Below are 14,416 nucleotides of genomic sequence, written 5' to 3'. Positions count from 1 at the left end.
ACCGACATGCAACCTGCAGAACATCTTTACGAATCCACCCTCCCACTGGCCAACGGGGCCGGAACGCTGCCCGCGGTCGGATTCGGCACCCTGATCCGCGACCCCGTCGCGGCCAGGCAGGCGATCAAGGTGGCGCTGGAGACCGGCTTTCGCCATCTCGACTGCGCCGAGCTCTATCGCAACGAGGACGTCGTCGGCCAGGCGATGCGCGAGGCCTTCGATGCCGGCACGGTGAAGCGCGAGGATCTGTTCGTCACCACCAAGCTGTGGAACAACAATCACCGGCCGGAGCGGGTCGGCCCCGCGCTCGAGGCGAGTCTCAAGCGCCTGCAGCTCGACTACGTGGATGGCTACCTCGTCCACACGCCCTACGCCTTCCGGCCCGGCGACGAACAGTATCCGACCGACGAGGACGGCCAGCCCGCGTACGACCGGGAAGTGACGCTGGTGGAGACATGGCGGGCGATGGAGCGGCTCGTCGACGAGGGTAAGTGTCGCTTCATCGGTCTTTCCGACATCCGCCTGGAGCGGCTGAAGGAGATCGTCGCGGTGGCCCGGATCATGCCTGCCGTGGTGCAGGTGGAATGCCATCCCTACCTGCCCGAGTGGGAGCTGCTGGAGTTCTGTCAGGCCCACGGCATCGTGTTGCTCGCGTTCGCCCCGCTGGGCCACGGCATGGAACCGCGCGTCACCGACGACCCGGTGATCAAGGCCATCGCGCATCGGCTCGGCAGGACGCCAGCCCAGGTCGCCCTGGCCTGGGCCGTGCAGCGTGGCGGTGCCTTCCTGACCACCTCGACCAACCCCGAGCACATCCGGGAGAACTTCGCGATCTCGCCGTTGCCCGAAGACGCCATGCAGGAAATGCGCAGCGGCATCGAGACGACGTTCCGGCTGAATGCCGTGGTCGATACCGGCGTACCGGGATTCGTTCCCAAGGCCGGCTGATGCGGCCGCCAATGCGGCCGTCGGGGCCGCATCGGTGTCAGGTTCCGGGCTGCACATCCGGCAGCAGAAGGGCTGAACGCCTTGGCCTGCCGCGCAGGCAGGCCGTCGGGCCAGGACCGCCGCGGCGGGCGGAGTCGGCGGGCTAACCCTCGTAGCGCAGGACGACCATCTTGTCCTGGGACATGTCTTCCATCGAATACGGGATGCCGCCCACGCCGTAACCCGATTGCCGGCGACCGGCGAACGGCATCCAGTCGGTGCGGAACGCCGTGTGGTCGTTGACCAGCACCGTGGACGCATCCAGGCGCCGGGCGGCGCGCATCGCCGGGGCGATATCCGAGGAGAACACGCTGGCCTGGAACGCGAAGGGCAGCGCGTTGGCGGCGTCGATGGCCTGATCGAGATCCCGGTAGCCGTAGACGCAGGTGACCGGGCCGAATATCTCCAGCTGCGACACCTTCGCCTCCGTCGGTGGATCGAGCAGCACGGCGGGAGCGAGCGTGGTCTCGGACAGGCGTCCGCCGCCCACGATCTTCGCGCCGGCAGACACCGCCTCGTCCGTCCACGACAGCACGCGATCCGCCTCGCGCGGCGCGATCAGCGGGCCCATCTCGGTGTGCCCGAGCAACGGATCGCCCACCCGCAGCGCCTGGACACGGGCGGCCAGCCGCTCGATGAAGCCGTCCGCGATGTCCGCGTGGACGAAGATGCGCTGGGTGGAAACGCAGACCTGGCCGGCGTGGTAGTAACCGCCCTTCACGATCGGCTCGATGATGGCATCGAGCGGCGCGCTGCGATCGACGATGACCGGCGCGGCGCCGCCATGCTCGAGCGCACAGCGCGTCCCGGCAGGCAGCCTGCTTCGCAGGTACCAGCCGACCTTGGCCGAGCCGATGAAACTCAGGAAGGCCACCCGCGGATCGGTGGCCAGACGCTCGGCCAGCGCGTTGTCGTCGGTGATGAAGGTCTGGCACCACGCCTCGTCGAGCCCGGCCTCGCGCAGCAGATCCACCAGACCGAGGCAGGACAACGGGGTGACGGCGGCCGGCTTCACGATGACCGGACAACCGACGGCGATCGCCGGTGCCACCTGGTGAACGATGAGGTTCAGCGGATGGTTGAACGCGGAGATGGCGGCGACCACCCCGATCGGTTCCTTGGTGGTGAATGCCCAGCGTCCTTCGCTGGCGGGCGTCAGGCCCATCGGAATCTCGCGACCCGCGAAGGTGCGGATCGCTTCGGCCGCATTGCGCAATCCGTCGACGGCCCGGATCACCTCCACCGTCGCATCCGCCAGCGGCTTGCCCCCTTCCTGGGCGATCAGCCGGGCGAAATGGCCCTGCCGTGCCTGCAGCAATCCGGCGGTGCGCAGCAGCACGGCACTGCGTTGATGGGGTTTCAGCCACGCGTCGCGGTCGCGCAGCATGCGGCTGGCCGTGGCGAGCCTGGCTTCGAGGGCGGCAGCATCGTCGACGGCTATCTCGGCAATCACCGCGCGGTCGAATGCCTGCACTACCTGCAGTGGGTGTGTCATGGTCAGGCCTCCTTCTGGATGGGCAAGCGCTGCTGCAACTCGTCGACCAGCACGCGCTTGTTTTCCGAATAGTCGATGGGCACCACGACGAGCTGCACACCGCCATCGGTGAACGCCTTTTCTAGCGTGGGGCGCAGTTCGCCGACCGACTCCACCCGGGTCCCGGTCGCGCCATAAGCCTTCGCATAGGTCACGAAGTCCGGGTTGTCGAAGGTCATGCCGTAATCGGGAAACGCATCGACCGCCTGCTTCCAGCGGATCATCCCGAACGCCCGGTCCTCGATGATCAGCACCACCAGGTCGAGCTTGAGCCGGACGGCCGTCTCCAGCTCCTGGCTGTTCATCATGAATCCGCCATCGCCGCAGACGGCCATGACGCGGCGCCCCGGATACAGCATCGCGGCCATGATCGCCGAGGGCAGGCCCGCGCCCATGGTCGCCAGTGCGTTGTCGAGCAGGAGCGTGTTGGCGACCTGCGTACGGTAGTTGCGCGCGAACCAGATCTTGTACATGCCGTTGTCGAGGGCGAGGATGCCGTCGGCCGGCATGACCTCGCGCACGTCGTGCACCAGCCGCTGTGGCGTGAAGCGATCCTCGGTGGCACGTGCAGCAATCCGGCTCAGGATGCCCTCGCGCAGTGGCAGAAGCGCCTGCGCATTGGGGATGTTCCCTTCGACGCGATCGGCCAGTTGCCGCAGCGAAGGCCCCAGGTCGCCGACCACCTCGGCCTGGGGAAAGTAGACCTGTTCGACATGCGCGGGCTCGTAGCCGATGTGCACGACCTTCGGCCCTTTGGCGCCCATCAGGAACGGCGGCTTCTCGACCGTGTCGTGACCGATGGTGACGATCAGGTCCGCCCGCTCGATGGCTTCGTGCACATAGTCCCGCTCGGAAAGCGCCGCGGTGCCCATATAGAGCTCGCTGCCGCCGGGTACCGTGCCCTTGCCCATCTGCGTGGTGAAGTACGGGATGCCGGTGCGCAGGACGAACGTGGCGAGATCGGACGAGGAGCGCGGACGCGACGCTGCCGCGCCCAGCATCAGCAGCGGGGCCTGCGCCTGCATGATCAGCCGCGCCGCGCGTTCGATGGACTCCGTGCTCGCGACGGGGAGCTCGATCGGATGCGCCGGAATCAGCGCGGTCTCTTCGCAGGACTCCGCGGCAATGTCTTCGGGTAGTTCCAGCAATACCGGCCCGGGCCGTTCCTCCGCGGCGACGCGGAACGCCTCGCGCACCATGGCGGGAATCATGGTGGGCGAGACGATCTGGCGCGACAGCTTGGTCAGCGGCTTCATCGTGGCGATCACGTCGACGATCTGGAACCGCGCCTGCCTCGATGAGCGGATCGCCTTCTGGCCGGTGATCATGATCATCGGCATGGCGCCGAGCAGCGCGTATCCCGCCCCCGTCGCGAGGTTCAGCGCACCGGGCCCGAGCGTGGTGATGCACACCCCCGGCTTGCCGGTGAGCCGGCCGTAGGTCGCGGCCATGAAGGCCGCGGCCTGCTCGTGCCGAGTCAGCACCAGCTGGATCGACGACCGGCGAATGGACTCGACCAGGTCGAGGTTTTCCTCGCCGGGGATGCCGAAGATGCGCTCCACGCCCTCGTTCTCGAGCGCGGCGACGAACAGATCCGAAGCTTTCAACATGACCTATCTCCACGATAGCCAGGCGACCCGGCGTGCTTCATGCGAGCCGCCGCCGGTGATCCCGGCATGAACCGTCAGCCCGAGCGCGTACAGACCAGCTCGATACGGACGCCGCCGGGCTCCCGAACCATGCAGTGCACCCTGGGCCCCTTGCCCACCGGCTCGGGCGCGAACTCGACCACCACGTCCGGCCAGGCCGAGACGCGCGCGTGAAGCTCCAAAAGGACATCGAGGTTCCCGATCTTCAGGGCCAGATGATGCAAGCCGACGTTTCGGCGCCGGTCGAACGCGACGTGGTCGCCATCGGCCTGCCACAGGGTCACCCGCGTCATCCCATCGGACACGAAAACGGCCGGGTACGCGGGATTCTCGCCCACCACCTTCCAGCCCAGGCACTCGACGAAAAAGCGGCGGGAGCGCTCGATGTCGCTCACCGTGAGGCCGACGTGGTCGACACCCAGGGTGTAGGGATTCGCGTCTGCCACAGACCGTACTCCTGCATGATGGCCGGACACATGCCCGGCCGGAATCGCCGACAACATTACGCCGCCAGTGAGACCAAACGAATAGCTGACGTCCGGCAGACACTGTTGCGCATACCGGAAGAATGCCGCGCTACTGCGCGATGCCTTTTGTGCGGTACCGCCATCCACGCGCAGCGTCCACCGCCAGTGCCGCCACCAGCGCCAGACTGCCGAGCGTGAACAGCAGCGTGTAGCTGCCATCCCTTCCGAACAGGTAGGACATCCCGTAGGCCGCCGTGGCCTGCAGGACGGCGAAGCTCGTGGTTGCCCGGCTCCACGCGGCGCGTTGCTGCGCGGGACGGTGGGGCAGCAGCTCGTGGATGCGGCCAAGTGCGAGCGGCACGATGCCCGGCGTGAAGGCGCCCACCACGACGCTGGACAGCATCAGTGCGCTCGCGCCCTGCCCCAGCGCCGGCAACGCCACGGCCGCCGCTTCGACCAGGAACGCCAGGCGCAGCGCACGACCGAAGCCGATGCGATCGGCCAGATGCCCTGCAAGCACCGGCCCGATCAGCGCACCCAACCCGAACAGCACCCAGTAGCCGGACCCGACCTGCACGCCCTGATGCAGGCCTCGTGCGACGAAGTCGACCAGGAAGAGCATGTGCGGCACCAGTCCGACCGCGTTCAATGCGTATTCGACATACAGCGCGCGAAGCGCCGTGGACTGGCCGGCTGCGTCCGGAGCGCCATCGGCCAGGGATGCGGCCTGCGCGGCGCCGTGGGGCCAGCTTCTCCACGTCATCGCGGTCAGCGCCAGCGACAGGCCGCCGAGTCCCAGCCAGGTCGCCGCGAGGCCTTGGCGGATCAACAGCGGCACCACCGTGCCGGAGGCCGCGATGCCGGCACCGACACCCATGAAGATGACACCGCTGGCCAGGCCGCGGCGGTGCGGTGGGATGTGGTGCAACACCGCCGTCGCCGCCAGCACCATCAGCACGCCACCGGCCAGGCCGGAGGCGAAGCGCCACACGAAGAACCACGCAAACGACAACGGCCACGCACAGGCTGCCAGAGCGAGCGAGGCGAGCAGCATCATCCCGTTGATCGCCGCGCGGGGGCCGACGGCGCGCGCTAACGGGCGCGCCGCCACGGCTCCCGCCAGGTAGCCGGCGAGGTTCGCCGCCCCGAGGTAGGCCGCGCTGGAGGCGGCGAACCAGTGGGCGCTCACCAGTGCGGGCAGCAAGGGGGTATAGGCGAAGCGGGCGAAACCGATGCCGACCAGGCTCGCGCAGAAGCCTGCCAGGGTGACCCGCCAGGGCGAAACCGGATGCACTTCCAGGGATATCGACACGTGAGATCTCCGAGCCCGGCGGAGCGAACCCTGCCGGGCCTGTCGAGGTGCGCAGCCTGGCCGCAGGGCGGCCGGCGATGGAGCCGCTACTTCTTCGCGCCCGCCTGCTGTCTGCGAAATTCGAGCGCGGGGAGCCCGCCCCAGCCCCAGTTGTCGGTGTCCACTTCGTCGATGACCACGAAGGTCGACGTCACGGGCTTGTTCAGTACGTTCAGCAGAAGCTCGCTGACGCCTTTGATGAGCGCGGCCTTTTCCTCGGCGGTCGCCGCGTTGCGGCCCGGAGCGGTTCCCTCACGGGTAATCCGGATGTTTACGTAGGGCATGATCGTGTCCTCGATGGGGGCCGAGGGCGAGCGGCGAGCCGCCCGCCCTCGGCTTTACTGGGAACTCAGTGACCGGCGCTCTGGCCACCGTCGACGTGAAGGATCTCGCCGGTGATGAACCCGGCCGAATCCAGGTACAGCACGCCGTTGACGATGTCGGCGATGTCGCCCATCCGGCCCACCGGGTGCAGGCCGGCGAGCGCGCCGTGCGTCTCCGGCGCATGCATCGGCGTCTTGATCACGCCGGGCGAGACCGCGTTCACGCGCACGCCGCGCTTGGCGTACTCGATCGCCAGCGACTTGGTCGCTGCGTTCAGGCCACCCTTGGTAAGTGCAGCCAGCACCGACGGGACGCCGTCGATGGCGTGGTCGGTCAGGCTGGTGGTGATGCTCACGACGTGGCCACTGCCCTGCTTCTCCATCTCCGCGATGGCCAGTTGGGTAATGTGGAAGAAGCCGTCGAGGTTGACCGCCAGGTTGTTCGCATAGTCCTCCAGCGTGAAGCTGGTGAACGGCTTGGCGGTGAAGATGCCGGCGTTGTTGACCAGCGTGTCGATGCGACCGAACTGGGCCAGCGCTTCGGCGATGATCCGTTGCGCAACCGAGCGATCGGCGATGTCGCCCGGAATGGCGAGAACGCCAGGGTCACTGGACGGCTGGATGGAACGGGCGTTGGCGACCACGCGGTAATCGCGGTCACGGAATGCCTTGACCAGGCCCGCGCCGATACCGCGGGATGCGCCGGTCACGATGGCGACTTTCTGTTGATTGTTCATGGGATGCGTCTCCGGGAATGGGATGCGGCTTGAAGCCGACCGGGCAACTGCCCGATGCCTGGCAATCTAGGCTCGCCCCGGAGCATTGCGAATCCCTGCTATCCGGCAGACATTCTTCCGCGTCGCGCACGAATCGGTGCCGGCGGTGACATCGCCGCCTCCCGCGCAAGGCTGGCAAAACGCGTGCGCAGGCGCGGCAGCGCAAAGTCGACGAATGCGCGCACCTTCGGCACCGATAGACGTCCATACGGCGATACCAGATGTACCGGCACCGGCGGCGGTTCCACCTCGGCGAGAACCACCTGCAGCAAGCCCTGCCGGATCTCCGACGCCACGTGATACGACAGCACGCGGGTCACGCCGTGTCCTTCCACGGCCGACGCCACAGCAGCACTGACGTTGTTGACCACCAGGCGCGGGACGAACGCCACCGCATGCGGCACGGAGGAGCCGTCCTGGGGCGGGAAAGTCCAGGACTCCTGTCCCATGTGTGCCATGGCGATGATCTGGTGCTTGCCCAGGTCGGACAGTTCGCTGATCCGCGGATGCGTAGCGAGGTAGCGTGGCGAGGCCACCACGACCCGCCGCACCTCACCGACGGGGAGTGCGACGAGCGAGGAATCGGGCAGATGCGTGATACGCAGCGCCAGGTCCATGCCCTCGTCGATCAGGTTCACCGGACGCTCCAGCAGTTGCAGCCGCACGCTAACCGAGGGGAACTCCTCCATGAAGGCGTCGACGATCGGTCGCAACAGCTCGACGCCTGTGAAAACGGTGGCAGAGATCGCCAGCACCCCTCGCGGCAGCGACCGCTCGCCCGCCGCCTGGCGGTCCGCCTCCTCCAGGTCAGTCAGCAGCTTCCGGCAGGCGAGCGCATAGCGTTCACCTGCTTCGCTCAGCTTGAGAGAGCGCGTGGTCCGGTGCAGCAACGGCACGCCGACATGCGCTTCGAGGAAAGCGATGGCCCGGCTCACTGCGGCCGCCGAGCGCCCGGTCCGGCGGCTGGCACCGGCCAAGCTGCCCTCGTCCAGCGCGGCGATGAAGACCCTCATGGCATCAATTCGGTCCACCGGTAGGCCTCTTCGCACAGCATCGGGACTGGAGATCTTACGCGCCTGCCCAATCGGGCGGTCGCGAAGCGCGGTTCCACGTCATATGGGCCAGCTCGATAGCGTCTCTGCCCTGAAACGGGAGTACATCTGAATACTAACTTTCAGAGCGTACTCGTTAAGCGAAGCAGATATTCGTTGATCGAAAGCAGGCCATCCCCGCTTTTGCAGGGGGCTGTCAGACCTGGTGCATTGAGGATTAGCAAGTGTCGGCTTTGGGTCGATATCTGCCAGCGACAGATGGCAATTTGCTTCCGCAGTCGGTGATCTGCAGCGCTGCGCCGACGCATGCTGACTGAAGAGCGATCACCGCTTTACGGTGCACGCACTCGTTCTGCGCCGTCTCAATGAAAATCTCGCGACCGCACATCCAGCCCTCCGAGCAGCTCGCTCATGTCGAGCAGCCGACTGGCGATCAGATGGCACACGTCGTCGACCGCCTCCCATCGTCCATCGATTCCAAGCAGTTCTGATTCCAGCAGCGCCCGTCTGTGCGTTTCGGCAACATCGCGCCAGACGACGACGTTGACCAGACCGTGTTCGTCTTCCATCGTCAGGAACGTCACCCCGCTGGCTGTCTGAGGTCGCTGACGCATCGTGACGATCCCGGCAACACGCGCATAGGTATTGTGGGGTCGTTTGCGCAGCGTCCGCGAGTCGGTACACCGGGCAGCACGCAACCGATCCCTGATCTGTGCCATGGGGTGCACCCCCAACGTCAGGCCGGTGCGCGCGTAATCCGCCAGCGTGTCCTCGGCCTGCGTCGGCTTCGGCAATTTCACTTCGCTGTCTGCCGGACGGACGTTGCCAAACAGCGGCAGCTGCTTTTCGACGCCGGCGATCTCCCAGTGTGCGTGGTGCCTATGCCGCGACAAACCTCGCAACGCGCTGGCCTGCGCCAACAACTCCTGATGGCGTTTATCCACGGCCGCTCGCGCGCAGAGATCCGCGATGTCGGCGAACGGGCGCTGTGCGCGGGCCGCCATGATCCGCCGTGCAGTATCTTCATTGAACCCGCGCACCTGGCGCAAACCAAGCTGGATCGCGGGAGGCTCTTCGTCACGAGTGATCAGCGTGTTGTCCCAATCGCTGCACTGCACGTCGATGGGGAAAACGTCGATGTCGTGACGCCGGGCGTCTTGCACGATCTGGCTCGGCGAGTAGAAGCCCATGGGCTGACTGTTCAGAAGCGCGCATGCGAATGCAGCGGGCTCGTGGCACTTCAGCCAGCAGCTCGCATAGACGATGCCAGCGAAACTGGCCGCGTGGCTTTCGGGAAAGCCGTAACTGCCGAAGCCCTTCATCTGCTCGAACAGCTTCTCGGCAAAGGCCGTGGTGTAGCCGCGATCGGTCATGCCGGTCAGGATGCGTTCGCGGTGCTTCTCCAATCCACCGCGCCGCTTCCATGCGGCCATGTCGCGCCGAAGTCCATCCGCCTCCCCGGCGGTATACCCGGCGGCAACCATGGCCAGCTTCATCACTTGTTCCTGGAACAGCGGCACACCCAGCGTGCGCTCGAACACTTCCTTCAACTCTTCCGACGGATAGTCGACAGGCTCCTCGCCTCTGCGGCGCCGCAGATACGGGTGCACCATGTCACCCTGGATAGGACCTGGGCGAACGATCGCCACCTGCACGACCAGATCGAAGAAGTTCTCAGGGCGATGTCGCGGCAGCATGGCCATCTGCGCCCGGCTCTCGATCTGAAACACACCCACCGTGTCCGCCCGCTGGATCGTGGCGTAAGTGGCGGGATCTTCCGATGGCAGTGTGGCCATCGTGTAATCCTTCCCCCGTTGGTTGCGCAGCATGTTCAAGCATTTCTGCACGCAGGTGAGCATGCCCAGGGCCAGACAATCGACTTTCAACAGGTTCATCGTGTCGAGGTCATCCTTGTCCCACTGGATGATCGTGCGATCGGGCATTGCAGCGTTCTCCACCGGCACCAGTTCGCTCAGGGGCGCATCCGCGATCACGAAGCCGCCGACGTGCTGCGACAGGTGACGCGGCATGTCCAGGATCTCGGCTGTCAGCTTGATGATGCGCCGGATGACTGCGCTCTCAGGGTCGAACCCCCGCTCGCGCAGCCGCTCAGCGAGTGACTCATCGCCGTCCCACCACGCGAACACCTGGCTCAACTGATCGACCTGATCCAGCGGCAAGCCCATGGCCTTGGCCACATCCCGCACGGCGCTCTTGCCGCGGTAGCAGATGACGGTAGCCGCCAGGGCCGCACGCTCCCGCCCGTATTTGCGATAGATGTATTGAATGACCTCTTCGCGGCGCTCATGCTCGAAGTCGATGTCGATGTCCGGTGGTTCGTTGCGCTCCTTGGAGATGAACCGCTCGACCAGCAGGCTCATCTTCATCGGGTCGACCTCGGTCACGCCGAGCGCGAAGCACACCGAGGAGTTGGCGGCCGAGCCTCGACCCTGGCACAGGATTCCCTGGCTGCGCGCGAAACGCACGATGTCGTGCACGGTGAGGAAATAGGCCTCGAAGTGCAGCGCTTCGATCAATCCCAACTCGTGCTCGATCTGCTTGTGTACTTTCTCCGGCACGCCCTCGGGCCAGCGCCAACACGCTCCCTCTTCGGTCAGCAGACGCAACCAGCTGGTGGGGGTATGACCCTCCGGGACGAGTTCCGCCGGATAGCGGTAGCGCAGTTCGTCGAGCGTGAAGGTGCAGCGCGCGGCGATCCGTGCACTCTCGTCGAGCAAGGCTTCGGGGTAAAGCTTGGCCAGCACGTGGCAGCGACGCAGGTGCCGTTCGCCATTGCGCGCGATCAAACCGCCCGCCTCAGCGATCGGCACGCGGTGACGGATCGCGGTGAGGGTGTGCTGCAGAGCCAGCCGCCGCCGGATGTGCATGTGCACGTCGCCTGCTGCCACTAGCGGCAGGCCGACCTCGCGACCGATCGCTTCCAGTTCACGCACCCGCCGCGCATCGTTCGGTCCGCGATGCAGCTCGACGGCCAGCCAGGCGCGATCGCCGAACGTCTGCCGCACCCAGCGACCGTGCGCCATGTCGACGATCAAGTCAGGTACCCACAGGACCAGCGTGCCCGGCAAGCCGGTGGCCACGTCGGCACGCGTCAGGCGATAGGTGCCTTTCCCGGAAGCGCGTCGCCCCGTCGTGATCAGGCTGCACAGTGACGTATAGCCTTCCTTCGTTTCACACAGCACGACGATCTTCGGGCCATCGTCGAGCTGGATTTCCGAACCCACGATCAACGGCACACCCGTTTCACGGGACGCTTCCAGCGCACGGACGATGCCGGCGAGCGAGCATTCGTCGGTGATCGCCAGCGCGGCATAGCCACACGTCTTCGCGCGCTCGAACAATTCGCGTGCACTGGATGCTCCCCGCCCGAACGAGAAGTTCGACAGGCAATGGAGTTCCGCGTAGGCCGTCATGCGAACCACCCGTGAATCATCCAGCCGGTCTGCTCATCGGGCGCGCAGAACGCCCAGGCCTCCTGCCCCAGTGAAGTCTCGATGACGTAGTAGTCGCGGCAGACTTCACCGCCATCCCACCAACCCGTTTCCACACGCTCCGGACCGGCCAGGATGATCGGGTTCCCGCCGCGCAAGGGGATGGGACGTGGAAGCAGCCAGGTGGGGCGTGGGTGCGGTTCGATCGGCACTTCGTCATGCGTGGCCTCGCGCTGGGCACGCTCAGGCCGGGGATCCTGCGTGCTGCCCAGCCGATAGACCGCGCCATCGCCCAGCCGCGCGCGCAGTCGCTCGCGCAACTGCTCGATCGCCAACGCATTCGCCGGCCGCTCGTCGAACAGGTCGCGACCCGCGGGCACGAACGCCGGCAGATCGCGGGCGCTCAAACGCAATGCCAGCACCGGCTCGGGCAGCGTCACGTGTTCCAATCGACCGCGCGCGAACTCGAACAACAGGGCGCCGTCACGTTCCGGCGTCAGCAGGCCCACCGGCACATCGGTGAAACGCCCCTCGCGGTGCTCCAGGCGCAGCAGGAAGCGCTGCACTCCACCATCGCGACCGGCCAGATACGCGGCCAGATCATCCACCATGCGCCGCACCGGGAAAATCAGCGCAGACTGGTTCTCGACCTCGTGGAGCAACTCGATGCGCAGATCGAACGTGTCCGGCGGCCGATACGACGCCAGGCCAGAAGGCAGGTCACCGGTCAGGCGATCCAGGGACGCCAACAGTTCTGCGCCAAAGCGTCGACGCAGTCCGTCCCGCGGCAGCGCCAGCACTTGACCCAGGGTGCGGATGCCCATGCTCGGCAGTGCCGTGATGGCATTCGCGGGTAACTGACTCTTCGCGATCGGCACCCGCTGCAGGGCGTTGCGCAGCGTGTCGACGGACAGCACCGCTTGCCCGTCGGACACCGTGGTCAGCACATGCGCGGCGTGAGCGGTCGGCGCCGCCGCCATGCGATGGCGGAATCCCAGGTCGGTGAAGTCCGCCCGCAGCATGGATTCAAGCCGTGGCCACGGCCCGAACAGGCCCATGCTCTTGCTGACCTCCAGCACGATCGCGTGCGGCAGCAGGCTGACCTCGGAGCTGTAGCGGTAGGCCACGGCAGCCAGGAACCGGTGCCACCGTTCCACCGACTCGCGGTCATACGGGATCGCTTCGAAGTGCGACAACAGCGCTTGCGCAGCGCTCAGTCGTTGTCCGATATGCAAACCTGCCGCTCGGGCGGTTTCATTGACCGAAACGATCGTGCGTGCGTTGACCGGCCCGTCGACGAGCACCAGCGGTCCCTCCGTGGGACGGCGTCGGAGAATCCCATCCAGCGCCAGACTTGGCAGGTTGATGCAGGCCCATAACATGTCTGAGCGCCATCAATGGACAGAACGCGGCAAGGGAATGGCCTGGGCGGGCACGGCCCCGCCTCGGCATTTGCGCACCCAGACCTGCGGGCGCGGCGGTGCTTCCAGTTCCAGTCGCAGCGCGGCAGGCGAGGCGTTGGAAAGGTGGGAGCGATCGCGGAACACGAAAGCGAGGGCCTGCCCGGTGACTGCGGCGACCTGCAGGCGACGCAAGGCGCGATCGTCGGCGTGATGCGGCCACGCCAGCACGGCGGCGCAGCTTCCTGAGCGCAGGCACTGCTCGGTCGCCCAGAGCACATCCTTCTCGGAGGCAGCCACGATTTCCACCCGGCGCATGTCGACACCCTGCTGACGCCAGCCAGCGACACACGGTGCATACGGTGGCGACACGATCACCACGTGGCGCTGACCTTGGGTCAACCGGGCGAGCGTGGGCAGCAGGAGTCGAAGTTCACCCACGCCATCGACAGGCAGCAGGATTTCGGACAGCGCAGCCTCGGGCCAACCGCCTGCGGGCAGCACGGCATCGAGTGCGCCCCATCCCGTAGGCTGCTCGCCGATCGGCACCTCGGGAGCACGACCGCGCCAGACCTGGCGGGCATCGAGCAACGCGGACAGCGGAACCACGGCGCTCATCAGCTGCCTCGCAACAGGCCCGCAAACAGACCTTCAATCGCGAAGTCTTCCGTCGGGTCCACGTCGATCGGCTTGAAGCCCGGACTGTTCGGCATCAGCCGGATCACGTCGCCCTTCCAATGCAGCCGCTTGATGGTGAATTCGTTGCCGCGGACACGCGCTGCGACCACCTGGCCGTGCCGGGCTACCGGCGTGGCGTGCACTGCCACCAGATCACCGTCGAGGATCCCTTCGTCGCGCATCGAATCGCCAACCACTTTCACCAGGTAGTCCGGCCGCAACCGGAACAGCGAGCGCGACACGCGCAGGCTGCGATCGACCCGTGATTCCGAAAACAAGGGTTCGCCGGCCGCGATGCGGCCGATCAGGGGTAGATCGAGCGTGTCGGCATCCATGGGGTCGGACTCGCGCACCAGGCGAATACTGCGGGCGCGGTTGGGTTCGATCGTCAGCCGGCCTTTCGCCTCGAGCGAGCGGACGTGCTTGAGCACCGCGCTCACATTGCCGATCCCCAGGGCTTCGCCGATCTCTTCGAGCGTGGGCGACTGCCCATCGCGCTCGATCCGGGCGCGGATGAAAGCAAGGACGTTCGACTGGCGGCTGGTGATCTGGATGGTCATGGCTCACATAGTTTCACCTAAATAGGTGAAAATGAAAGATGGAAAAAAGCCGCGCCGGACCACCTGAGACAGATCAAGGGTTTAGCGCGCTGATCGCATCCGACTTCGAATGCGGCTTCCGTCCCAGCGTCCGCCGAAGCCATCTCACGGGATGAGATGGCGCCGCGATTCACTGCCCATCATCCGA

General features: G+C 66.3%; 12 protein-coding genes. 1 reads left to right on the top strand and 11 read right to left on the bottom strand.

The features are described 5' to 3' along the window. The first annotated feature begins 6 nt into the window (after nucleotides 1-6). Nucleotides 7-948 (top strand): aldo/keto reductase, encoded by a 942-nt coding sequence (locus tag IMW82_RS14280; RefSeq protein ID WP_211005014.1) that lies wholly within the window; start codon nucleotides 7-9, stop codon nucleotides 946-948. 142 nt (nucleotides 949-1,090) lie between these two features. Here the strand turns inward: IMW82_RS14280 and IMW82_RS14275 are convergent, their stop codons facing one another. The 11 genes from IMW82_RS14275 to lexA all read right to left on the bottom strand — a co-directional run bounded on the left by IMW82_RS14275 (nucleotide 1,091) and on the right by lexA (nucleotide 14,229). Next, the gene (locus IMW82_RS14275) at nucleotides 1,091-2,482 is read right to left on the bottom strand and encodes an aldehyde dehydrogenase family protein (RefSeq protein ID WP_211005013.1); all 1,392 of its coding nucleotides are present in this window, start codon (nucleotides 2,480-2,482) and stop codon (nucleotides 1,091-1,093) included. A 2-nt stretch (nucleotides 2,483-2,484) separates the two neighbouring features. Then, nucleotides 2,485-4,131, bottom strand: a complete 1,647-nt coding sequence (locus tag IMW82_RS14270; RefSeq protein ID WP_211005012.1) for an acetolactate synthase large subunit — start codon at nucleotides 4,129-4,131, stop codon at nucleotides 2,485-2,487. Between the two features lie 74 nt (nucleotides 4,132-4,205). After that, entirely contained in the window at nucleotides 4,206-4,616 is a 411-nt protein-coding gene (locus IMW82_RS14265; protein ID WP_211005011.1) for a VOC family protein, read from the bottom strand. A gap of 130 nt (nucleotides 4,617-4,746) precedes the next feature. Further along, a complete protein-coding gene (locus IMW82_RS14260) occupies nucleotides 4,747-5,949 on the bottom strand; it encodes a YbfB/YjiJ family MFS transporter (protein WP_211005010.1) in 1,203 nt (400 codons plus the stop codon). A gap of 86 nt (nucleotides 5,950-6,035) precedes the next feature. Continuing rightward, the gene (locus IMW82_RS14255) at nucleotides 6,036-6,272 is read right to left on the bottom strand and encodes a 4-oxalocrotonate tautomerase family protein (protein WP_211005009.1); all 237 of its coding nucleotides are present in this window, start codon (nucleotides 6,270-6,272) and stop codon (nucleotides 6,036-6,038) included. Between the two features lie 65 nt (nucleotides 6,273-6,337). Continuing rightward, the gene (locus IMW82_RS14250; RefSeq protein WP_211005008.1) at nucleotides 6,338-7,048 is read right to left on the bottom strand and encodes an SDR family oxidoreductase; all 711 of its coding nucleotides are present in this window, start codon (nucleotides 7,046-7,048) and stop codon (nucleotides 6,338-6,340) included. A 98-nt stretch (nucleotides 7,049-7,146) separates the two neighbouring features. Beyond that, a complete protein-coding gene (locus IMW82_RS14245; protein WP_211200246.1) occupies nucleotides 7,147-8,100 on the bottom strand; it encodes a LysR family transcriptional regulator in 954 nt (317 codons plus the stop codon). A 401-nt stretch (nucleotides 8,101-8,501) separates the two neighbouring features. Continuing rightward, complete coding sequence (locus tag IMW82_RS14240) at nucleotides 8,502-11,573, bottom strand: error-prone DNA polymerase (protein ID WP_211005006.1); 3,072 nt, start codon at nucleotides 11,571-11,573, stop codon at nucleotides 8,502-8,504. Continuing rightward, a complete protein-coding gene (locus IMW82_RS14235) occupies nucleotides 11,570-12,973 on the bottom strand; it encodes a DNA polymerase Y family protein (protein ID WP_211005005.1) in 1,404 nt (467 codons plus the stop codon). The genes IMW82_RS14240 and IMW82_RS14235 overlap by 4 nt, the downstream gene beginning before the upstream one ends. Nucleotides 12,974-12,985: 12 nt before the next feature. Then, nucleotides 12,986-13,609 (bottom strand): translesion DNA synthesis-associated protein ImuA, encoded by a 624-nt coding sequence (gene imuA / locus IMW82_RS14230; protein WP_211005004.1) that lies wholly within the window; start codon nucleotides 13,607-13,609, stop codon nucleotides 12,986-12,988. Further along, nucleotides 13,609-14,229, bottom strand: coding sequence for a transcriptional repressor LexA (gene lexA, locus IMW82_RS14225; protein WP_211005003.1), 621 nt, complete (start codon nucleotides 14,227-14,229; stop codon nucleotides 13,609-13,611). Before lexA ends, imuA begins: the two co-directional genes overlap by 1 nt. Between the last annotated feature and the right edge of the window lie 187 nt (nucleotides 14,230-14,416).

Origin of the sequence: Rhodanobacter sp. B2A1Ga4, from assembly GCF_018101315.1 — a bacterium.
Lineage (GTDB): Bacteria > Pseudomonadota > Gammaproteobacteria > Xanthomonadales > Rhodanobacteraceae > Rhodanobacter > Rhodanobacter thiooxydans_A.
Note: the sequence above shows the minus strand (reverse complement) of the source record. Positions and strands in the feature narration are given on the sequence as shown.